Source organism: Rhodococcus sp. p52, assembly GCF_000763325.2.
Classification (GTDB): Bacteria; Actinomycetota; Actinomycetes; order Mycobacteriales; family Mycobacteriaceae; genus Rhodococcus; species Rhodococcus pyridinivorans.
Map to the genome: position 1 here is coordinate 3985621 of NZ_CP016819.1, position 24813 is coordinate 4010433.

The following is a 24813-nucleotide window of genomic DNA, read 5'->3' on the forward strand; positions in this document are numbered from 1 at the left end:
CGGGCCTCAGTTCGTGCCGTCGCCGCGGCGACCGGAGCCGACCCGGTCCGCGGGGGCGCCGCCGGAGACGATGCGGTCCTCGACCCGGCATGCCTCGTCGATGAGCAGGGTGTACAGCGAGCGCACGAAGTCGCCCGACAGGCCGTGCCTGTGCGCGTAGTCCTGGGCGCGGCGGTGCACGACCTCCATGCGGCCGGGTTGCAGCACGTCGAGGCCGTGGCGTTGCTTGAGTTCGGCGACGCGTCCGCACACCTCGAGGCGGGCGCGGATCCCGTCGAGCAGGGTCCGGTCGATGTCGTCGAGTTCGGCACGCAGGTCGGCCAAATCGGCGGCGGCCTGTGTCGGCGGCGCGTCCGCCGCAGTGTGGTGACGGTCGGTCACGGACATTCACCCCCTTGCAAGCGACCCGCCGGAGCACCGGCGCGAAGGTCGTGGATCGGGCGTGCCGATCATGATCGATCGGCGTGCGATCATGATTGCACGCACCGTCCGGCCGATATCGACGATTGATCGATTCGTGGCGGGGCCGCAATCGAATTCGCGGAACCACCGTCCCGTCGGGCTGCGCTTGCGGGGTCCGTAACGACGTGTGCCGCCCCGGACGATCGTCCGGGGCGGCACACGTACGTGTTCGGCGGCGCGGGTGTCAGGCGCCGCGGCGCTTGGCCTTGAGCAGGTCCAGGCGCTCTTTGAGCAGGTCCTCGAGTTCCTCGACGGAGCGACGCTCGAGCAGCATGTCCCAGTGGGTGCGCGGCGGCTTGACCTTCTTCGGCTCCGGTGCGGCGCCCTCGACCAGGGTGCCCTCGAGGCCGTTCTTGCAGATCCAGGTGCCGGGGATCTCCGCGTCGTCCGCGAACGGCACGTCGTATTCCTCGCCGTTGTCGCAGCGGTAGCGCGCGATTCGCCGCGGCGCCAGATCGTGGTCGCGGTCGGTTTCGTAGCTCACCGCCCCGAGTCGGCTGCCTCGCAGTACACGATCTGCCATGGTGGTGTCCTTCCTTGTGTGCTCCGCCCGGGTGACGATGCCGTGCGGCATCGACACCGGGCTCGACGTCCACTGTGCTCAACGTCTGCGGAGCCGATTCCGTTCCCGCGGCCCACCGAGGAGCCGAGGGACCAGTCTACCGACTCGCCGCACCGCCGCGCGCACGGTGCCCGCACCGGCCCGTGCGTCCGGGGTTCCCGCCGCCCCGCCGGGGGTGCAGGTGGGCAGTACAGTGACGCTCGTGACCGGACGTGACACCCGAGCGAGCACGTGCCTGTGGTGCGGGCGCCCGGTACCGGAGATCGGCACCGGGCGGCGACGCCGCTACTGCCGCCAGTCGTGCCGGCAACGCGCCTACGAGCAGCGCAGCAGCGCCCGCCGCGCCGGACTGCCCGAGGATTCGGTGGTGCTCACCGCCGGCGAGGTCGAGGCACTCGCCGACCGCGCGTTCCGGGCGCGCTGCGCCGCCGAGGACGTCGCCACCGCGGTCGCCGAGGGCGCCGCGGCCGACGAGCTGACCGCCCTGTGCGCGGAGCTGCTCGATCTGGCCCGCGACGCCGAACGACTGCGTTGACCGCCCCGATCGGGGAGCGCGGGCTCAGGCGAAGAAGCCACCCATGGTGTAGATCACCTGGCAGAACGCACCGTTGGCGTACTGCAGCGAGCCGAACAGGGCGCCGAGCACCGCGCCGGGACCGCTGTCGATCACTGTGGACTGCAATCCGCCGCCGTTGTTGTCGAGGGTGGCGACCCCGGCCCGGATGTTCTCCATGTTGATCCACACGAATTTCAGGTCCGAGGCGGTCACCGGCGCACCGGCGGTGGGTTCGACGATCACCTCGATCGACCCGAACGGCACCTGACCGTGCGGGCCGGGATGCACCCACGCGGTGGTCATCGCGAACGGCACGAAACCGCCGCCGCAGCCCGGACCGACGGTCGGTGCGGGTGACGAGAACGGCTGCGGGATGTTCTTCGGTGGCGGCGCGAACGGATCCGCCGAGCCGGAGTCGGCGACGAGCCGCTCGAGCGCGGCGAGGGTCTCGGGGGAGTCGGCGACCTCCGCGCGCAGCTGATCGAGCGGCACCCCCGGCGGGGCGGTGTCGGCGGCGGCCTGGGCGGGGGCCGCGAGCAGGGCTGCGGCGAGCAGGGCGGTGACGAGCGGGGCGGATCGGCGACGCAACATCTCGGGCTCCTTCGAATCGGGTCGAGCGGGCGGGACGAGACGATCCGGTCGCGATCCGATCACGCACGGGTCGCGGCACGGGGGCACGAAGGTGACGGCCGCTTCGAGAATAAGGAGAGCTGTCCGGTTTCGGGGCGTTTCCGGCGAGCCCGATCCTGCTTCGACGCCGACCTCATTCGTCACTCCGGTCACGAACAGGGCATTCCTCCCGGCCGTCGGGAAAACGTTATCGAAACGCGACTGATCCCCTGCACGGGAACGATCTCCGAGGTCACTCGCGGTTCCGTACCGGTCCTGTCGCGGCACGGGCACGGCCTCCGGGGCGCATCGGCGGGGAGTGGTGCGGTCGTCGCCGCAATCCGGTCGTACCGGTCGCACAGGTGGTCTAGCTTGTTGTGTGGTCCCGGTCACACGGGATCACACGATCGAACGGGGGTCCGATCGCGGCGCCGCACGCCCAGCGGCACCGGGGTCGGCCCCTGCACGCGATGTCGGGGGACACACGCCGATCACGGCCAACAACATCGCTTTCGGAGGGGACATGTCGCTGCGACACCGTCGTCCGCAGATACCGGTCGGCGCTTTCCCGCTGTCGTCCGCGCAACGGGCCATCTGGTTCGCGCAGCAGCTCGCACCCGAGGTACCCGTGTGCATCGCGCAGTATGTGGATCTGCGCGGCGCCCCGGACCTGGATCTGCTGCGTCGCTGCGGATATCGCGCCGGTGCCGAGTTCCGGTCCGCCTATCTGCGGGTCGTCGACGTCGACGGTGAACCCGTCCAGTACGTCGACCCCACCGTCGAGGACCGCAACGGGATCCCGCTGCTCGACTTCCGCGGCGAACCCGACCCGATGGCCGCGGCGCACGAGTGGATGACCGCCGACTACGCCACCCCGGTGGACCTGGCGAACGACCTGCTGGTGAACATGACGATCCTGCAGGTCGCCGACGACCGGTTCCTCTGGTACGCCCGCATCCACCACGTCGCCCTCGACGGATTCGCGGCGATGACCATGGTCAACCGCATCGCCGCCCTCTACACCGCGGAGATCGACGGCCGCGAGCCGGAACCGTCGAAAGCCGCCGACCTGCGCGCCCTGTACGACTGGGACCGCGAGTACCGCACCTCCGAGCGCTACCGCACCGACCGCGACTACTGGATCGAGCGGGTCGCCGGACTCGAGGACGGCTCGACTCTGGCGCAACGCGACGCCCCCACCGCGGCGGTGTCGCTGCTGTCGAGCCACACCCTCCCCGACGACCTCGTCGACGCGCTGACCGCGGTCGACGACGAACCGGGACTGTCGTCGACGGCGGCGGTCATCGCGGCGTTCGCGTGCTATCTGGCGCGGATGACCGGCCGCGACGACGTGATGATCACCCTGCCGGTCTTCGCCCGCACCACCGCCATGGCCCGCCGCTCCGGCGGCATGCTCGTCAACACCGCGCCGCTGCACATCTTTCTCGAACCGGACGACACCCGCACCGACCTGGTGCGGCGGGTGCAGCTCGAACTCACCGGGGCGCTGCGCCACCAGCGATTCAGCCTCGAGGACATCCGCCGCGAGACCGGCGCCGCCGGCGACCCGTACCGCTATGCCGGGCCGATGGTCAACGTCATGCTGTTCCGGCAGGAGATCGTGCTCGGCGACATCCGCGGCGAGTTCCACATCATGACCTCCGGTCCCGTCGAGGACCTGCTGGTCAACATCTATCAGAGCGGCGACCCGGCCCGGACCTTCCTCGACTTCCGCGGCAACCCGCACCGCTACGACGAGGACGAACTCCGTGCCCACCACGACCGGTTCGTCGAACTGCTCGACGATTTCCTGCGCAGCGCCCCCGACCGCGCGGTCGCCGTGATCCATCCGGCCAGCGTGACCCTGGGCGAGCAGCGCCGCCGCGCCGCCGCCGACGCCGGTTTCTGGCGGCAGCAGCTCGCCGACGCCGCCGAACGCCTCGAACTGCCCCGCCCCGTCACCGCCCCCGCCGACGACACCCCCGCCGACGTCGAGGACCGCCTGGCGGTCACGGCCGCGGCGCTCGCCGCGCGTTTCGCCACCACCGAGGGCGACGCCCCGGACACCACCGTCGCCGCCGTGCTGCACGCCGCCACGGCGGCTCTCATCGCCCGGCTCACCGGTCACGACGACGTCCTCGTCGGCGTGGCCCGCGACGGGCGGGTGCTGCCGCTGCGCGTCGAGCTGGACCCGGCCGAGCCCTTCGCCGAGCTGGTGCGGCGCGTGCGCACCCTCGGCGCCGATCTCGCCGCCCACGCCGAGGTCGACCCGGCCGTGCTCGCCGGCCTCGCCCCCGCCTGCCCGGTGGTGCTCACCCTCGACGACCCGACCTCCGCCCCCGCGGACGCGGTGCTACGCGTGACGATCGACACCACCGGCACCGCCCTGCAGGTCCGCACCGGCTACCGGCCCGACCGGGTGGACGCGCACACCGCCACCACCACCGGCCGGCGACTCGGCCGCGCCCTGACCGCGGTGCTCACCGACCCGCACCTGCCCATCGGGGATCTGCCGTTCGTCGGCAGCGACGAGGTCGCCGGTCTGGTCCCGGCGCACGGCGACCCGGCCCGCTCCGCGCAGACCCTGCCGGAGATCCTGTGCGCGGTCGCCGCGGTGGTGCCGGACACCGAGGCGGTGGTGTGCGAGGACCGGCGCATGACCTACGGCGAACTCGACGCCTGGTCCAACCGGTTCGCCCGCGTCCTCATCGACGCCGGCGCCGGACCGGAGACCTTCGTCGCGGTCGGCATCACCCGCTCCGTCGAATCGGTGGCGGTGATCTGGGCGATCGCCAAGTCCGGGGCCGCCTTCGTGCCCGTCGACCCGAAGTATCCGGCCGAACGCATCGAGTACATGCTCACCGACTCCGGGGCGATCCTGGGCCTGACCACCGCCGCGCACCGCGACGAGCTGCCCGACACGGTGCCCTGGCTCGTCCTCGATCCGGATCTCGACGCGCGGATCGCGCAGGCGAGCGATGAGCCGGTCACCGACGACGACCGGCCGGCCACCCTGCTGTTCGACCATCCCGCCTACCTGATCTACACCTCCGGCTCCACCGGACGCCCCAAGGGTGTGGTGGTGCCGCACCGCGGCCTGGCGAACCTGTCGGCGACCCTGCACACCCGCCTGGCCCCACCCCCGGCGGCCCGGGTCTCGCACTTCTCCTCGCCGAGCTTCGACGCGTCGATCTTCGAGTACATGACCGCCTTCGCCATCGGCGCGACCCTCGTGGTGGTGCCCGCCCACATCTACGGCGGCGACGAACTGGCGGCGCTGCTGCGCCGCGAACAGGTCACCCACCTGTTCTCCACCCCGGCCGCGCTGGCGTCGGTGGACCCGACCGGCGTCGAATGCGAGGCGGTCACCGTCGCGGGCGAGGCGTGCCCACCGGAACTGGTGGCGCGCTGGGCACCCGGCCGCCGGATGTACAACGCGTACGGGCCCACCGAGACCACCATCGTCTGCAATATCACCGACATGCTGGTGCCGGGGGAGACCGTCACCATCGGCCACCCGGTGTGCGGTATCGACGAGCTGATCCTCGACGGCCGGTTGCACCCGGTGCCGGTCGGGATCGCCGGGGAGCTGTACATCGCCGGGCCGGGCGTCACCCGCGGCTATCACGACCGGCCGGGCCTGACCGCCACCCGTTTCGTCGCCGACCCCTTCGGCCCTCCCGGATCGCGCATGTACCGCACCGGTGACGTCACCCGCTGGCGCATCCGCGACCCGCACCGTCCCGCCCGCTCGGTGACCGTCGAATATCTCGGCCGCTCCGACTTCCAGGTCAAGATCCGCGGGTTCCGCATCGAACTCGGCGAGATCGACGCCGCCCTCAGCGACCGCCCCGACGTCGCCTTCGCCGTCACCCTGGGCCGCGCCGCGCCCTCCGGGGAACAGATGCTCGTGTCCTATGTGCTGCCCGATGCCGGCTGCACCCTCGACCCGGAGCAGCTGTCCGCGGCGCTCGCGGCGCGGTTGCCCGCCCACATGGTGCCCGCCGCGATCATGGTGCTCGACGAGATCCCGCTGACCGCCGTCGGCAAACTCGACCGCACGGCACTGCCCGAACCGGTCTTCGCCGGCGCCGGTGGGGCGGCGGCGATGTCGCCCACCGAGACCGCGTTGGCCGCGATCTTCGCCGACCAGCTCGGCGTCGCCGAGGTCGGCGCCGACGACAGCTTCTTCGAGCTCGGCGGCAACTCGCTGGTCGCCACCCGGGTGATCTCCCGCATCAACGACGCCTTCGGCACCGATCTGGGGGTGCGGTCGCTGTTCGAGGCCCCCACCGTGCGGGCGCTGGCGGCGAACCTGCCCGCCGGTGACGACGTCGACCGGCCCGCCCCGGCGCCGGTGCTGCCGCGCCCGGACCGCATCCCGGTCTCCGCCGCCCAGCAACGCCTGTGGTTCGTCGACCAGCTCGACCCGTCCTCGGCCGCCTACAACATCCCGATCGCGCTGCGGCTGCGCGGCGCCCTCGACCACGCGGCGCTGGTCGCGGCGACCCGCGATGTGCTCGACCGGCACGAGGCGCTGCGCACCGTCTACCCGGCCACCCCGGCCGGGCCGATCCAGCAGGTGCTGCCCGTCGACGCGCTCGCCCTGGATCTGACCCCCACGGTCACGGACGATCTCGACGCGGACGTCGCGGCGGTGGTCGCGGCCGGGTTCGACGTCACCGTCGACCCGCCGCTGCGGATGCGGCTGTTCCGCGTCGCCGGCGACGAGCACGTGCTCGCCGTGGTGGTGCACCACATCGCCGCCGACGGCGCGTCGCTGGCGCCGCTGTCCCGGGATCTGGTCACCGCCTACGCCGCCCGCGCCGCGGGCACCGCCCCGGACTGGGCGCCGCTGCCGCTGCAGTACGCCGACTACACCCTGTGGTTCGCGGATCTGCTCGGCGACGTCGACGACCCGACCTCCCGCGCCGCCCGGCAACTCGAGTACTGGCGCGAGATCCTCACCGGCGCCCCCGACCTGCTGGCGCTGCCCACCGACCGGCCGCGCCCACCGCAGCAGTCCTTCCGCGGCGCGAGCGTCGACGTCGAGATCGCCCCGGAGCTGTACGGGCGGATCCGGCAGCTCGCCCACGCCCACACCGCCACCGAGTTCATGGTCGTGCACGCCGCCCTGGCGGTGCTGCTGGCCCGCCTGTCCGGCGGCGACGACATCGTCGTCGGCACCCCCGTCGCCGGGCGCAGCCACCGCCACCTCGACGACCTGGTCGGCATGTTCGTCAACACCGTCGCGCTGCGCCCCGCCGTACCCGCCGACCTGTCCTTCGCAGACTTCCTCGCCGCGGTGCGCGACACCGACCTGGCGGCCTTCGCGCACACCGACCTGCCGTTCGACCGGCTCGTCGACGCCGTGGTGCCCGCCCGCTCGGCGGCCTACTCGCCGCTGTTCCAGGTGATGCTCGCCTTCTCCGACACCACCGGCGCGCACCTGTCCCTGCCCGGCCTGGACGTCGACATCGCCGAAATCGACACGCACACCACCAAATTCGACCTGCATCTGCAGCTCGGCGCGGTCGCCGACGGCGACGGCCGCACCCACGCACTGCGCGGCGCGCTGTCCTACGCCACCGACCTGTTCGATCCCGCCACCGCCGCCGCGATCGGGCAGCGCCTCGTGGGGCTGCTCGAGACGGTCACCGCGGATCCGGCGGTGCCGGTCGGCGACGTGGAGCTGCTCACCGCCGACGAACGCCGCACCGTCCTCGACACGTGGAACGCAACCACCGCCGACACCGGACCCGCCACCACCCTCGGGGAACTGTTCGCCGCGCAGGTCGCCGCGACCCCGCACGCCCCGGCCGTCACCGTCGACGGCCACACCCTCGGCTACGCCGAATTCGACGCGGTCACCAACCGACTCGCGCGGCGGTTGCTGCGCGCCGGCGCCGGACCGGACCGGGTGATCGCCCTCGCCGCGCCGCGGTCGCTGGATCTGCTCGTCGGCATGTACGCGATCGTCAAGAGCGGTGCCGCCTACCTGCCGCTGGATCCGGAGCATCCCGCCGAGCGGCTGCGCTACGTCCTCGACACCGCCGCCCCGCGCGCGGTGCTCACCACCAGCGATGTCGCCGACGCCCTGCCCGACACCGGCGCCGAGGTGCTGCGCATCGACCGCCTCGACCTCGCCGACGAATCCCCGGCGGCCCTCACCTCGGCGGATCGACCGGAGCCGACCGGCGCGCATCTCGCCTACGTGATCTTCACCTCCGGCTCCACCGGCCGCCCCAAGGGGGTGGCGGTGCCGCACGCCGCGATCGCCAACCGGTTGCGCTGGATGCAGCACACCTATCCGCTGACCGCCGACGACACGGTGGTGCAGAAGACCCCCGCCACCTTCGACGTGTCGGTGTGGGAGTTCTTCTGGCCGCTGCAGGTCGGGGCGCGGCTGGCCGTCGCCGCCCCCGGCGGGCACCGCGATCCCGGTTACCTGCTGCGGCTGTTCGCCGAGGAGCGGGTCACCGTGGCGCATTTCGTGCCGTCGATGCTCGCGGTGTTCGTCGACGCCCTGCACGGCCGCGGCCGGGAGCCGCTCGCGCTGCGGCACGTGTTCGCGTCGGGGGAGGCGCTGCCCGCCGAGACCGCCGCCGCGCTACGCGAGGCGCTGCCGCACACCGCCCTGCACAATCTGTACGGGCCCACCGAGGCCGCGGTGGACGTCACCGCCTGGACCACCACCGACACCGATGCCGGGTCGGTGCCGATCGGGCGCCCGGTGTGGAACACCCGCACCTACGTGCTCGACGCGCGGCTGCATCCGGTGCCCGCCGGCGCCGCCGGCGAGTTGTATCTGGCCGGGATCCAGCTCGCCCGCGGCTATCTCGACCGCCCGGGCCTGAGCGCCGACCGGTTCGTCGCCGACCCGTTCGGGGCGCCGGGGGAGCGGATGTACCGCACCGGGGATCTGGCCACCCGCCGCGCCGACGGTGCCCTGATGTACTTGGGGCGCACCGACTTCCAGGTCAAGATCCGCGGTCTGCGCATCGAGCTCGGGGAGATCGAGCAGGTGTTGCGCGCCCGCGAGGAGATCGGGCAGGCGGTGGTGCTCGTCCACCACGGCGCCGACGACCGGCTCACCGGCTATCTCGTGCCCACCCCGGGCCGCAGCATCGACACCGCCGCGGTCACCGCCGATCTCGCCGCGCACCTGCCGGATTACATGGTGCCCGCCGCCCTCGTCGTCCTCGACGCGCTGCCGGTCGGCCCCAACGGCAAACTCGACCGCAACGCGCTGCCCGCTCCGCCGGCACCGACCGCCGCCGGTGGCTACCGGGCGCCGCGCACCCCCACCGAACAGCTCGTCGCCACCGTCTTCGCCGACCTGCTCGGCGTCGACCGGGTCGGCGCCGACGACCACTTCCTCGACCTCGGCGGCACCTCCCTGCTCGCGATGCGCGCCGCCGCCCGGCTCGCCGCGGACACCGGCGGTGAGCTCGGCATCCGGGAGATCTTCGATCATCCGGTCGTCGCCGATCTCGCCGCGCATCTCGACCAGCCCGACCGCACCGGCGCCGGGCGCGGCGCCCCGGTGGCCGGGCCGCGCCCCGACCCGGTCCCGCTGTCCCCGGCGCAGCAGCGGATGTGGTTCATCAACCAGTTCGACACCACCTCCCCGGCCTACAACATCGCCGTCGCGCTGCGCCTGAGCGGCCGGCTCGATCAGGCGGCGCTGCAGCACGCCATCGGCGACGTCGTCGCCCGGCACGAATCGCTGCGCACCCGCTATCCGCTCACCGACGACGGGCCCGTGCAGGTCGTGGTGCCCACCGGCGCCGCCGTCCCCGATCTGGTGATGCTCACCGTCGACGACGGCACCGACCTCGACAGCGAGCTCACCCCGATCCTCGCGGCCGGATTCGATGTGGCCACCGAGATCCCCACCCGCATCCGGGTGCTCGCCCTGGCCGAGGACGAGCACGTGCTCGTGCTCGTCGCCCACCACATCGCCGCCGACGGTTTCTCCATGGGGCCGCTGGCCCGCGACGTCATCGCCGCCTACAGCGCCCGCCACGCCGGGCAGACCCCGCAGTGGACCCCGCTGCCGGTGCAGTACGTCGACTACACCCTCTGGCAGCACCGGGTGCTCGGCGACGACACCGACCCGACCTCCCTGGCCGCCGAACAGCTCCGGTTCTGGCGCGCAGCCCTCGCCGGCGCCCCGGAACTGCTCGAACTGCCCTTGGATCGGCCGCGCCCGGTGCAGCCGTCGCGGCGCGGCGCCCGCATCCCGTTCACCCTCGACGCGGCCGCGCACCGCCGGCTGCTCGACATCGCCCGCGCCCACGACGCGTCGGTGTTCATGCTGGTGCACGCCGCACTGACGGTGCTGCTCGCCCGCCTGTCCGGCAGCGACGACATCGTCGTCGGCACCCCCGTCGCCGGGCGCGGCCACCGGGCCCTCGACGACCTGGTCGGCATGTTCGTCAACACCGTGGTGCTGCGCGCCCGCGTCGACGACGACGAGCCGTTCACCGCGCTGCTCGACCGCATCCGCACCGGCGACCTGACCGCCTTCGGGCACACCGAGGTGCCCTTCGAGCGGCTCGTCGAGGGCCTCGACCCGCCCCGCTCGACCGCCTACACCCCGCTGTTCCAGGTGCTGCTCGAATTCCAGGACACCGAACGCCCCGAGATCGAACTGCCCGACCTGTCGGTGCGGGTGATCGACCTCGACCCGATGCTGGCGCTGTTCGACCTGCAGCTGTCCATCGCCGAGACCACCGACGCCGACGGCCCCGCCGGCATCCGCGCGTCGTTCACCTACGCCACCGACCTGTTCGACGCCGCCACCGTCGCCTCGTTCGCCGACCGGTTCGTGCGCATCGTCGAGGCGATCACCGACACCCCCGACATCGCGGTCGGCAACATCGACATCGTCACCGAGCGGGAACTGGCCGACCTGGCCCCGGCGCGGGGCCTGCCACCGGTCTCACCGCAACTGTGGCCGGAACTGCTCACCTCGATCGCCGCGATCCTGCCCGACGCGGTCGCCCTGCGCTTCGCCGACCGGCAGATCACCTACGCCGAACTCGACGCCTGGTCCACCCGCGTGGCGCGGCTGCTCGTCGACGAGCACCGGATCGGCCCGGAAACCGTCGTCGCGCTCGCGCTGACCCGCTCGCTCGAATCGGTCGCGGTGGTGTGGGCGGTCACCAAGACCGGCGCGGCGTTCGTGCCCGTCGACCCCGCCTACCCACCGGAGCGGGTGAGCTACATGCTCACCGACAGCGCTGCCGCCCTCGGCATCACCACCGCCGCGCACCGCGACGCGCTGCCCGCCGAGGTGCCGTGGCTGGTGCTCGACGACGACGCCGTCGCCGCCCGGATCGCCGCGACGAGCGACGCACCCATCACCGACGCCGACCGCACCGCCGCGCTGCACTTCGACCACCCGGCCTACCTGATCTACACCTCCGGCTCCACCGGCCGCCCCAAGGGCGTGGTGGTCACCCACCGCGGCATGACCAACCTCAACGCCGAGGTGCGCAGCCACTTCACCATCACCCACCAGGCTCGCGTCTCGCACCTGGCGTCGCCGAGCTTCGACGCGTCGATCTTCGAGTTCACCAAGGCGTTCTGCGCCGGCGCCACCCTGGTGATCGTGCCGCCGGACGTCTACGGCGGCGACGAACTCGCCCGGCTGCTGCGCGAGGAGAAGGTCACCCACGCCTTCATCACCCCCACCGCGCTCGCCTCCCTCGACCCCACCGGACTCGACGACCTCGAGGTCCTCGTCGTCGCCGGCGAGGCCTGCCCACCGGAACTGGTGGCGCGCTGGGCGCCGGGACGGCGCATGTTCAACGGCTACGGCCCGTCCGAGGCCACCATCGAGACCAGCGTCAGCCCGCAGCTGCGGCCCGGGCACACCGTCACCATCGGCGGCCCCGCCGTCGGCTTCCACCAGACCGTCCTCGACGACCGACTGCGGCCCGTCCCCGTCGGGGTGGCCGGCGAGCTGTACATCGCCGGGCCGGGCGTGGCCCGCGGCTACCATCGCCGCCCCGACCTCACCGCCGCCCGGTTCGTCGCCGACCCCTACGGCACCCCCGGCGAACGCATGTACCGCACCGGGGATGTGGTGCGCTGGCGGCACGACGGCACCGTCGAATATCTGGGGCGCTCCGACTTCCAGGTCAAGGTGCGCGGCTTCCGCATCGAACTCGGCGAGATCGACGCCGCGCTCACCGCCCACGACGCGATCGCCTTCGCCCACACCATCGGGCACCCCGCACCCAGCGGCGACACCGTGCTCGTGTCCTACATACTGCCCGACACCACCGACACCACCGCCACGCAGATCGATCCGCGGGCACTGCGCGCCTGGGCCGCGGCGCGGCTGCCCGGTCACATGGTGCCCGCCGCGGTGGTGGTGCTCGACGAGCTGCCGCTGACCCCGGTCGGCAAACTCGACCGCCGCGCCCTGCCGGTGCCGGACCTGACACGGCTCGGCGGCGACTACCGTCCCCCGAGCACCGACCTCGAGGCAACCGTCGCCGAGATCGTCGCCGAGGTCCTCGGGCACCCGCAGGTCTCCGTCGACGACAACTTCTTCGATCTCGGCGGCAACTCGCTGATCGCCCCCCGCGTCGTCGCCCGCCTCAACGCCGCGCTCGGCACCGACGCCGGGGTCCGCGCCCTGTTCGAGGCGCCCACGGTGCGGGCGCTCGCCGCGCGGATCCTCGACGATCACGGTGGGCACGGACGGGTGCCGCTGGTCGCCGCCGACCGGCCCGAACGGTTGCCGCTGTCCCCGGCCCAGCAACGCATGTGGTTCGTCAACCAGTTCGACACCACCTCCGCCGCCTACAACATTCCGCTCGCCATCCGCCTGTCCGGCCGCCTCGACGTCGCGGCACTGACCGGAGCGGTGCGCGACGTGCTCGACCGGCACGAGAGCCTGCGCACCTGGTATCCCGGCGACGAACAGGGCCCGCGCCAGGTCGTCGTCGACACCGACCGGGTGCTGCCGGCGCTCACGGCGCGGCCGGTCACCGGCGACGACCTGCCCACCGACCTCGCCGACTTCATCGGTGCCGGTTTCGACGTGGCCGCGGCGGTGCCGGTGCGGCTACGGCTGTGGCGCCTGGACGAGCACGCTCATGTCCTGGCGGTGGTGGTGCACCACATCGCCGCGGACGGCTCGTCGATGGCGCCGCTGGCCCGCGACCTGATGCTCGCCTACACCGCCCGCACCGGCGGGACGGACCCGGATCGGTCGCCGCTGCCGGTGCAGTACGCCGACTACGCCCTGTGGCAGCGCCGGCTGCTCGGCGACCCGGACGACCCGACCTCCCTCGCCGCCGCGCAGCTGCGGTTCTGGCGCGACACCCTCGCCGACGCCCCCGAACTGCTGCCGCTGCCCACCGACCGGCCGCGCCCCACCCAGCGCAGCTTCCACGGTGCCCTGCACCGCTTCACCGTGCCCGCCGACGTGCAGCGGCGCCTCGAGGCGCTGGCCGCCGAGCACGACACCACCGTGTTCATGGCCGTGCACGCAGCGTTCGCGGCGCTGCTGGCCCGCCTGACCGGCACATCCGACATCGTCATCGGCTCCCCGGTCGCCGGTCGCGGCCACCGCGCCCTCGACGACCTGGTCGGCATGTTCGTCAACACCGTAGTGTTGCGCACCCCCGTCGACGGGGCGCTGTCGTTCACCGACCACCTGCACCGCACCCGCGAGATCGACCTCGCGGCCTTCGGGCACACCGAGCTGCCCTTCGAGACCCTCGTCGACGTGCTCGCCCCGGCCCGCGAGACCGACCGGTCCCCGCTGTTCCAGGTGGTGCTCGAATACGGCAACACCGAACGGGCCCACCTGGTGCTGCCCGAACTCGAAGTCGACGCCCTCGACCCGGAGCTGCCCGTCGCCAAGTTCGACCTGCAACTGACCCTGCAGGATCCAGACCCGACCGGAACAGGGGAGAGCGACGGAATGCCCGCGGCGTTCACCTACGCCACCGACCTGTTCGATCCCGACACCGTCGCCTCCTTCGCGCAGCGGCTGGTGCGGCTGCTCGACGCGGTCACCGCCGACCCGCACCGCCCCATCGGCGACGTCGACCTGCTCACCGACGACGAACGTCCCACCGCCCCGGCGCCGCTGCGCCCGGCCACGGCGAGCGTGCTCGGCTCCGCCTCGGCGAGCGTGCTCGGCTCCGCCTCGGCGTCGCTGCTCGATCTGTACGCCCGCGGCGCCGGACTCGACCCGGCGGCGATCGCGGTCACCGCCCCCGACGGGACGCTGCGCTACGACGAGCTCACCGACCGGGTGCAGCGCCTGGCGCGGCTGCTCGTCGAGCACGGCGCCGGACCCGACCGGCTCGTCGCCGTCGCCCTGCCGCGCGGCACCGACCTGATCGTCGCGCTGCTCGCCGTATTGCACAGCGGCGCCGCCTATCTGCCCATCGACGTGGCGTTCCCCCCGGACCGGCTCCCGTACATGTTCGACGACGCGGCCCCGGTGTGCCTGCTCACCACCGCCGACCACGCCACCGCTCTGCCCCCGCACACCCCGCCGATCGTGGACCTGCACGACCCGGCCGTGCGCACCCGCCTCGACGAGATGCCCAGCGGCGGTGACGGATTGCCACGCGTGCACCCGGAGGCGGCGGCGTACGTCATCTACACCTCCGGCTCCACCGGCCGCCCCAAGGGCGTGATGGTCCCGCACCGCACCGTCGTCACCCTGCTCACCGACACCACCGAGATGTTCGGTTTCGACGCCTCCGATGTGTGGACACTGTTCCACTCCTACGCCTTCGACTTCTCGGTGTGGGAACTGTGGGGCGCCCTCGCCCACGGTGGCCGGCTCGTCGTCGTCGACTACCACACCGCCCGCAACCCGCAGGAATTCCTGGCACTGCTGCGCCGCGAACGGGTCACCGTGCTCAACCAGACCCCGACGGCCTTCTACCAGCTCATCGACGCCGACCGCGCCGCCGGCACCGACCTGCCGGCGCTGCGCCGGGTGATCTTCGGTGGGGAAGCCCTCGACTTCGGGCAGCTCGACCGCTGGTACCGGCGCCACGACGACACCGCCCCGACGCTGGTGAACATGTACGGCATCACCGAGACCACCGTGCACGTCACCGCCCGCACCATCACCCGCGAACTCGCCGCCACCGCCGCGGCAAGCCTGATCGGCCCACCGTTGCCGTCGCTGCGCCTGCACATCCTCGACAACCGGCTGCATCCGGTGCCCACCGGGGTGATCGGCGAACTGTACGTCTCCGGCGCCCAGCTCTCCCGCGGCTACCTGCACCGCCCCGATCCGACCGCCACCCGGTTCGTCGCCGACCCGCACGGCGCCCCCGGCGACCGGATCTACCGCACCGGGGACCTGGCGCGCCGCACCCGCGACGGCGAGATCGAATATCTCGGCCGCGCCGACTTCCAGGTGCAGCTGCGCGGTTTCCGCATCGAGCTCGGCGAGATCGAAGCGGCGCTGCTGCGCGCCCCCGGTGTCGGCCGCGCCGTGGTCGTCGTCCACACCGACCCGGCCTCCGGTACCGACCGGCTCGTCGGCTACGCGGTACCCGAACCCGGCCACGACCTCGACGTCGACGTGGTGCTCGAGCATGCCGCCGGGGAACTCGCCGCGTACATGCTGCCGTCCACCCTGGTGGTGCTCGACACGCTGCCGGTCACCGCAACCGGCAAACTCGACCGGCGCGCGCTGCCCGCCCCCGACTTCGCCGCCCGCACCACCGTCTCCCGCGCCCCCGCGCGCGGCCACGAAACGGTGCTGGTGGAACTGTTCGCGCAGGTCCTCGGTCTGCCGACGGTGGGGGTGGACGATTCGTTCTTCGCCCTGGGCGGCGATTCGATCATGTCCATCCAGCTGGTCTCCCGCGCGAAGGCCGCCGGCCTGGACCTGACTCCGCGCGAGGTGTTCGAACACAAGCCCCCCGCCGCGCTCGCCGCCGTCGTCGGCACCGCCACCCCCACCGAAACGCTCGCGGAGCTGCCCGGCGGTGGGGTCGGGGACATGCCGCTACCGCCGATCGCGCACTGGATGCTCGACCGCGGCGGCAGCATCGGCCGCTACTCGCAGGCGCTGCTGCTGCGCCTGCCCACCGGCCTGGACGCGGCGACGCTGCGAGCGATCGTCACCGCGGTCCTCGACCGGCACGACATGCTGCGCGTGCACCTGCACGCGGTGCCGGACGTCCCCGGCGGACACGTCCTGCACGTGCCCGCCCCGGGCAGCGTCGACGTCGACACCGTCATCCACCGGGTGCCGGTGACCAGCGCCGCGGACAGCGACGACTTCTTCGCCCTGGCCGCCGCCGAACTCGACGCCGCCGCCGACCGCCTCGACCCGCACAGCGGGCGGGTGGTGCAGCTGGTGTGGTTCGACGCCACCAGCGGCGCCGGCCGACTGCTCATCGTCATCCACCATCTCGCCGTCGACGGGGTGTCCTGGCGCATCCTCGTCCCCGACCTGGCCGCCGCGTGGGCGGCCGCCGCGGCCGACGGCGCCACGAGTGGTGCGCTGCTGCCCCCCCACACCGGCACCAGCGTGCGCCGCTGGGCCCACGCCCTGCGCGACGCCGCCCCCACCCGCCGCACCGAACTCGACTTCTGGCGCGCCACGCTCGACGGACCGAACCCGCCGCTCGGGCACCGCCCCTTCGATCCGGTCCGCGACACCAACGCCACCGTCATCACCGTCGCCACCGAACTGCCCACCTCCGTCACCGAGGCGCTGCTCACCGCCGTGCCCAACGCCTTCCACGGCGCCGTCGACCACGGCCTGCTCACCGCACTCGCCCTCGCGGTGGCGGCGTGGCGCCGCGACCGCGGCCACCACCCGGCCCAGCTGCTGCTCAACCTCGAAGGGCACGGCCGCGACAGCAATGCCGCCGCCGGCGCCGACCTGTCCGGCACCGTCGGCTGGTTCACCACCATCCACCCGCTGCGCCTGGACCTGACCGGCATCGACCTCGACGACGCGCTCGCCGCCGGCCCGGCCGCCGGTCGCGCCGTCAAGACCGTCAAGGAACACCTCGCCGCCGTCCCCGACCACGGCACCGGCTTCGGGCTGCTGCGCTATCTCGACCCCGACACCGCCACCGAACTCGCGAACGCACCGACGCCGCAGGTCAGCTTCAACTATCTCGGCCGCCCCACCGCCGGGGTCACCGACACCGACACCCCCTGGCTGCCCATCGACGGCTTCCCCCACGGCGGGGCACAGAGCCCGGACATGCCCGCCGCCGCGGTGCTCGACATCAACGCCGTCACCACCGACACCCCCACCGGGCCGGTACTCGAGGTGCACTGGTCGTACCCGGCCGGGCTGCTCGACGACACCGACGTCACCGCCCTCGCGCACCACTTCGCCACCGCCGCCACCGCACTGACCCGGCACACCCGCAGCCCGCACGCCGGTGGCCTGACCCCCTCGGATCTGCCGCTGGTGCGACTGCACCAGGACGTCATCGAACGCCTCGAGCAACGCTACGGGCCCCTGGACACGGTGTGGCCGACCGCGCCGCTGCAGACCGGGCTGCTCTTCCACGCCCTGCTCGCCGGGGACCGCCCCGACGCCTACATCGTGCAGCTCGTCCTCGACCTGCGCGGCGAGGTCGACGCGAGCCGGATGCGCCGCTCCCTGCAACTGCTGCTCGACCGGCATCCGGCGCTGCGCGCGGCGTTCCCCGCCGCCGGCGACGGACACGTCCAGGTCATCCCCACCCACGTGGAGGTGCCGTTCACCGTCGCCGACACCAGCGACGACCCCGACCCGGACGACGCCGCCGCGCAACTGCTCGCCCTCGATCGACGCACCCGCTTCGACACCGAGACCACGCCGCTGCTGCGCGCGACCGTCGTGCACACCGGCCCGGGCCGGCACCTGCTGGCGTTGACGAACCATCACCTGCTGCTCGACGGCTGGTCCACCCCGGTGCTGATCCGGGAACTGCTGATGCTCTACGCCACCGACGCGGACCAGCGGGCACTGCCCCCGGCGCCGCACTACGGCAGCTACCTCACCTGGCTCGCCGACCGCGACCCGGAAGCCTCCCTCGACGCCTACCGCCGCGCCCTCGCGGGGGTGGACGAACCGACCCTGCTCGCCCCGCAGCACCGCCCCGGCACCACCGCCGGGATCTCCGAGGACCTCGACCTCGACCTGGACACCGCTCTGTCGGTGCGGCTGCACGACACCGCCACCGCCCGCGGCGTCACCGTCAACACCCTCGTGCAGACCGCCTGGGGTGTGGTGCTCGGCGCCCTCACCGGCCGCACCGACGTGGTGTTCGGGGCGACCGTCTCCGGGCGGCCACCGCAGATCCCCGGCATCGAGGCGATGGTCGGGTTGTTCATCAACACCGTCCCGGTGCGCATCACCGTGCGGCCCGACGACACCGTCGGTGCGCTCATCGACCGGGTGCAGGCCGAACAGGTCGCCCTGCTCGATCACCACCATCTCGACCTGGGCACCCTCGACCGGCACCTCGGGGCCGCCGTGCGATTCGACACCCTCACCGTCTTCGAGTCGTACCCGGTCGAACGCGCCGGTCTCGACCGCGACACCGACCTCGGCGGCATGCGGGTCGCCGACATCACCGGCCGCGACGCCGCGCACTACCCGCTGTCGGTGGTCGTGCACACCGACACCGCGGTGCACCTGCGCATGAAATACCTGCCGGAGGTCTTCGACCGCGACGCCGTCGCCGCGATCGCCGCGCGCATCACCGCTGTGCTCGACGCACTCACCGGCGACCCGGCCGCCCCGATCACCGCGCTGCCGGCACTCACCGCCACCGAGCAGGACGCGCTGCTGCCGGTGCACGGCCCGGCCGGGGGCAGCGACGTCGCCCTGCCGCAACTGCTCGCCGCGACCGCCGCCGCACACCCGGACCGGCCGGCCCTGCGCGAGGGGGAGCGGGTGCTCACCTACCGCGAACTCGACGAACGCTCCACCCGGCTGGCGCGGGTGCTGCTGCGCCGCGGCGCCGGACCGGAGACCTTCGTCGCCCTCGGCATCGCCCGCTCCGTCGAGTCGGTGACCGCGATGTGGGCGATCACCAAGACCGGGGCGGCGTTCGTGCCCGTCGACCCGCGCTATCCGGCCGAACGCGTCGCATTCATGCTCGACGACTGCGGCGCCACCGTCGGTGTGACCACCACCGCACACCGCGACCGGCTCCCGGACACGGTGCCGTGGCTGCTGCTCGACGACCTCGACCGCGACGCCGCGGGCGAGGACACCACCACGATCGACGACACCGACCGCCCCGTCGCGCTGCGGCTCGATCATCCCGCCTACCTGATCTACACCTCCGGCTCGACCGGCCGCCCCAAGGGTGTGATCACCACCCACCGCAGCCTGGACAACTTCGCCCGCGACCAGCGCAGCCGCTTCGGTGCCGGACCCGGCGCGCGGGTCATGCACGTCTCGTCGCCGAGCTTCGACGCGTCGATCTTCGAATACCTCCTGGCGTTCGGGTCCGGCGCCGAACTGGTGATCGTGCCCCCGCACATCGTCGGCGGCGCCGAACTCGGCGCGCTGCTGCGCGAGCAGCGGGTCACCCACGGGTTCATCCCCCCCGCCGCGCTCGCCTCCCTCGACCCGGCGGATCCGACCGACCTCACCGATCTCGCGGTCGGTGGGGAGGCGTGGCCGGCGGACCTGCAGGCCACCTGGGCGCCCGGGCGGCGTCTCGTCGACGCCTACGGGCCCACCGAGACCACCATCATGGCCGCGATCAGCGACCCCCTGGGCGTCGACGACCCACTGACCCTCGGCGGTCCGCTGCGCGGGGTGCACGCCGTCGTCCTCGACACCGCGCTGCGACCGGTGCCGTTCGGTGCCGTCGGTGAGCTGTACCTGGCCGGCTGGGGCCTGGCCCGCGGCTATCACGCCCGGCCCGCGCTGACCGCCGCCCGGTTCGTCGCCGACCCCTACGGCGCCCCCGGCGAACGCATGTACCGCACCGGGGACCTGGTGCGCTGGGTCGGTGACCTCGACCGGCGGGATCTGCGCATCGAATACGTCGGCCGCAGCGACTTCCAGATCAAGATCCGCGGCTTCCGCGTCGAACTCGGCGAGATCGACGCCGTGCTCGCCGCCCACCCGGCCGTCGGATTCGCCGCCACCGTCGCGCACCGCGCCCCGAGCGGAGAGACGGTCCTCGTCGCCCACCTGCACCCCGCACCCGGCGCCGACATCGACCACGCCGCTGTGAAATACCATGTCGCCGAGCGTCTTCCGGCGCACATGGTGCCCACCGTCATCAGCGTGCTCGACGAGATCCCGCTGACCCCCGTCGGTAAACTCGACCGCGCCGCCCTGCCCGCACCGAACCTGACCGCCGGCACCGGCGACCGTCCGGCACCCACCGACCCGCTCGAGTCGCTCGTCGCCGACGAACTCGCCGACGTGCTCGGCCTCGACCGACTCGGCGTCGACGACAACTTCTTCGACCTCGGCGGTAACTCACTGCTCGCCACCCGCGCCGTCGCCCGCCTCGGCGACCGGCTCGGCCGACCCGTGCCGGTGCGCGCCCTGTTCGAAGCCCCCACCGTCGCCGCGCTCGCCGCACACCTCGACCACCGGCCCACCACCGAGGTCGAGGAACCCACCGCCGACACCACCTCCGGCCCGATCGCCGGACCGCGCCCCGAGCACATCCCGCTCTCCCCGGCGCAGCAACGACTGTGGTTCATCAACCAGTTCGATCCGACCTCCGCCGCCTACAACATCCCCCTGGCGATCCGGTTGTCCGGGCATCTGTCCCCGGCCGCGCTCGGCGCCGCCCTGCACGACGTGCTGGCCCGGCACGAGAGCCTGCGCACCATCTACCCGGCGTCGGCGGCCGGACCGCACCAGCGGATCCTCGCCGCCGCCGACGCCCCGCTGCCGCTGGACGTGGTGCCCGCCGGAGAGGACACCGTGCACACCGCCATCGCCGACTTCCTCGGCGCCGGATTCGACGTCACCGTCGACATCCCGGTGCGGGCACGGGTGTTCTCCTTCGGCCGCGACGACCATCTCGCCGTGCTGGTCGTACACCACATCGCCGCCGACGGCGGCTCCACCGGCCCGCTCGCCCGCGACCTGATGATCGCCTACGCCGCCCGCAGCCGCGGCGAGACCCCGGCGTTCGGACCGCTGCCGGTGCAGTACGCCGACTACACCCTGTGGCAACTCGACCGGCTCCGCGACCCGGACGACCCCGGCACCCTCGCCGCCGACCAGACCACCTACTGGCAGCAGCGCCTCGCGGGGCTGCCGGAGGTGCTGCCGCTGCCCACCGACCGGCCCCGGCCGCCGCAGCAGTCCTTCCGCGGCGACATCACCCGCTTCACCGTCGACGCCGATCTGCTCGCCCGGCTGCAGCAGCTCGCCGCCGTCCGGCACAGCACCGTGTTCATGACCGTGCACGCGGCGTTCGCGGTGCTGCTCGCCCGCCTGTCGGGCAGCGACGACATCGCCGTCGGCTCGCCGGTCGCCGGTCGCGGACACCGCGCCCTCGACGATCTGGTGGGCATGTTCGTCAACACCGTCGTGCTGCGCACCCCGGTGCCCGCGCAAGCGTCGTTCACCGAGCTGCTCACCGCCGTCACCGACAGCGACCTCGATGCCTTCGCGCACGCCGACCTGCCCTTCGACCGGGTCGTCGACGCGCTCGCCCCGACCCGCTCGACCGCACACTCACCGCTGTTCCAGGTCTCCATCGAATTCCACACCGCCGAACTGCCCGCGGTGGAACTGCCGCACCTGAGCGTGCAGGGCGTCGCCCTCGACCCGACGGTGTGCAACTTCGACCTCGAACTGCTCATCGGGGAGAACGCCGAAGGTGGCCTCGACGCCGCCTTCGTCTACGCCACCGACCTGTTCGACGCCGAGACGGTGCGTGGCTTCGCCGACCGGTTCACCCGGCTGCTGCACGCGATCGCCGCCGACCCGCACCGTCCTGTCGGCGATCTCGACCTGCTCACCACCGCAGAACACACCGCGCTGGTGCCCGCCATCGGACCGCAGGCCGAACCGGCGGTGCTGTGGCCGCACCTGCTCGACACCGCCGTTGCCACCGCCCCGGACGCGGTCGCGGTCGTCGACGACGACCGGCAGGTCACCTACCGCGAACTCGACGCCCGCGCGCACCGGCTCGCGCGGCGCCTGCTCGACCGCGGCGCCGGACCCGAACAGGTGATCGCCCTGGCGATCCCGCGCTCGCTCGAATCGGTCACCGCGGTGTGGGCGACGGTGCGCAGCGGCGCGGCATTCGTGCCGGTCGACCCCACCTATCCGGCCGACCGCATCGCCTTCATGCTCGACGACAGTGCCGCGCGCATCGGCATCACCGTCGCCGCGCACCGCGACGCGCTGCCCGACGAGGTGGACTGGCTCGTCCTCGACGACCTCGACCTCACCGCCGGGCCGCTCGCACCGATCGACGACGCGGACCGGCCGACGGTGCTGCGCCCGGATCATCCGGCCTACCTGATCTACACCTCCGGCTCCACCGGCCGCCCCAAGGGCGTGGCGGTCACCCACCGCGGCCTGGCCTCCCTCGCCCGGGAGGAACGCGACCGTCTGCAGGTCACCGCCGCGGCCCGGGTGTCGCATCTGGCGTCGCCGAGCTTCGACGCGTCGATCTTCGAGCAGATGATGGCGCTGTGCGCCGCGGCGACGCTGGTGATCGTGCCGCCGCACGTCTACGGCGGCGACGAGCTCGCCGCGGTGCTGCGCGCACAGCGGGTCAGCCACGCCTTCATCACCCCCACCGCGCTGGCCTCGCTCGACCCGCACACCGTCCCCGAACTGCACACCCTGCTCGTCGCCGGCGAAGCACTCCCACCGGAGCTGGTGGCACGCTGGGCGCCGTCGCGGCGGGTGATCGACGCCTACGGTCCCACCGAGGCGACGATCATGACCTCCCTCGGCGAGCCGCTCACCGTCGGCGAACCCGTCAGCATCGGCACCCCCAGCCGCGGTTTCCACGCCCTGGTCCTCGACGGGCGGCTGCAACCCGTCCCGGTCGGGGTGGCCGGGGAACTATATGTCGCCGGGCCGGGTCTGGCCCGCGGCTACCACGACCGGCCCGCGCTGACCGCCGCCCGGTTCGTGCCCGATCCCACCGGCACGGGGGAGCGGATGTACCGCACGGGGGATCTGGTGCGGTGGACCACCGATCATCGCCTCGACTACGTCGGCCGCACCGACTTCCAGGTCAAGATCCGCGGCTTCCGCGTCGAACTCGGCGAGATCGACGCCACGCTGACCGCGCACCCGCAGGTGGTCTTCGCCCACACCCTCGGCCACACCGCCCCGTCCGGGCAGGCCGTGCCGGTTTCCTACCTCCGCCTCGCCCCTGATACCGACATCACCGCCGCCGAGGTGAAAACGTTCGTCGCGCAGCATCTTCCGCCGCACATGGTGCCGGCGGTGATCACCGTGCTCGACGACATCCCGCTCACCCCGGCCGGCAAACTCGACCGCGCCGCGCTGCCCGCCCCGGATTTCACCGCCCCGGTCGGGGACTACCGGGCGCCGCGCACCGACCTCGAAAAGCTCGTCACCGACCTGTTCGCCGAGCATCTCGGCCTCGACCGGGTCGGTGTCGACGACGACTTCTTCGACCTCGGCGGCACCTCGCTGCTGGCGACCCGGTTGCTACCGGCGCTCGGGGAACGACTCGGGCGGCGGGTGCCGATCGCGTCGATCTTCACCCATCCGACCCCGGCAGAACTCGCCGCACACCTGAGCAGCGGCGAGTCCGAGGAGAGCAACGGCATCGACGAGGCGTTCCGGGTGCTCGTGCCGCTGCGCCCCGGCACCGGCACCGCGCTGTTCTGCATCCATCCCGCCGCGGGGCTGGCCTGGCCGTACAGCGCCCTCGCGCACCGCCTCGACGACGACCGGCCGGTCTACGGTCTGCAGTTGCCGGCCCTGTCCGGTGGTCCGCGGCACGACACCATCACCGCGCTGGCCCGCCACTACGTGCGGGAGATCCGCCGGGTGCAGCCGCACGGCCCATATCACCTGCTGGGCTGGTCGCTCGGCGGGGTGGTCGCGCACGCCGTCGCCGTCGAACTGCGCCGCGACGGGGAGATCGTCGACACCCTCGCCCTGCTCGACAGCCACCTGATGGTCGGGGCGTCCCCGGCCGTCGGCACCCGCGACATGCTGCGCGATCTCGGGCTTCCCGTCGACGACGGTGAGCCGAGCTTCGAACACGCCGCCGCGGTGCTCGACGAGGCGTTCGGGGGCGGCACCGGCCTGACCGCCGCCCACCTCGAACGGCTGCACGCCGGGTCGACCGACACCGCCCGCGCCGCGCGGCGGCACGAACCGGACACCTTCGACGGGGACGCGTTGTTCTTCACCGCGGCCCGCTCGGAGACCCCGGTCCCGGCGGTGGCGGCCTGGCACAACGTGATCGCCGGCGAGATCCACCAGTACCGGCTCGACTGCGATCACCACGAGATGGTGAGTGCCCGGGCGGTAGAGACGATCGTCGCGGTGCTCTCGGCGCGGCTGACCGAGAGCGACGCGGCGCTGCGCCGGTGGGGACGAGTCGCGGTGCAGGTCGCCGGACGCAACGGGGACCGCCGGAACTGACCTCGACGCATCCGCCCACCGGGCCCG

Annotated in this window: 5 protein-coding genes; 2 read left to right on the forward strand and 3 right to left on the reverse strand. The window is 73.0% G+C overall.

What is annotated here, in order from left to right:
* Nucleotides 1-6: 6 nt before the first annotated feature.
* Together IM25_RS18445 and IM25_RS18450 are read right to left on the reverse strand one after the other, a co-directional pair.
* Nucleotides 7-387, reverse strand: a complete 381-nt coding sequence (locus IM25_RS18445) for a chorismate mutase (RefSeq protein ID WP_006554801.1) — start codon at nt 385-387, stop codon at nt 7-9.
* Nucleotides 388-646: 259 nt separating this feature from the next.
* Nucleotides 647-985, reverse strand: a complete 339-nt coding sequence (locus tag IM25_RS18450) for an RNA polymerase-binding protein RbpA (RefSeq protein WP_006554802.1) — start codon at nt 983-985, stop codon at nt 647-649.
* Between the two features lie 232 nt (nt 986-1217).
* On the opposite strand from IM25_RS18450, the gene IM25_RS18455 reads away from it, so the two are divergent.
* Nucleotides 1218-1559 (forward strand): hypothetical protein, encoded by a 342-nt coding sequence (locus tag IM25_RS18455; RefSeq protein ID WP_006554803.1) that lies wholly within the window; start codon nt 1218-1220, stop codon nt 1557-1559.
* Nucleotides 1560-1583: 24 nt separating this feature from the next.
* Here IM25_RS18455 and IM25_RS18460 read toward each other — a convergent pair whose 3' ends face one another.
* On the reverse strand, nt 1584-2171 hold the full coding sequence (locus tag IM25_RS18460) for a hypothetical protein (RefSeq protein WP_033098325.1): 588 nt from the start codon (nt 2169-2171) through the stop codon (nt 1584-1586).
* 541 nt (nt 2172-2712) lie between these two features.
* On the opposite strand from IM25_RS18460, the gene IM25_RS18465 reads away from it, so the two are divergent.
* Nucleotides 2713-24786, forward strand: coding sequence for a non-ribosomal peptide synthetase (locus IM25_RS18465; protein ID WP_065996553.1), 22074 nt, complete (start codon nt 2713-2715; stop codon nt 24784-24786).
* The last annotated feature ends 27 nt before the right edge of the window (nt 24787-24813 follow it).

Bases quoted from the DNA above. Each gene is read 5' to 3' on its own strand.
- IM25_RS18465 (WP_065996553.1), top strand. From the start codon at position 2,713: ATGTCGCTGCGACACCGTCGTCCGCAGATACCGGTCGGCGCTTTCCCG.
- IM25_RS18460 (WP_033098325.1), bottom strand. From the start codon at position 2,171: ATGTTGCGTCGCCGATCCGCCCCGCTCGTCACCGCCCTGCTCGCCGCA.
- IM25_RS18450 (WP_006554802.1), bottom strand. From the start codon at position 985: ATGGCAGATCGTGTACTGCGAGGCAGCCGACTCGGGGCGGTGAGCTAC.
- IM25_RS18445 (WP_006554801.1), bottom strand. From the start codon at position 387: ATGTCCGTGACCGACCGTCACCACACTGCGGCGGACGCGCCGCCGACA.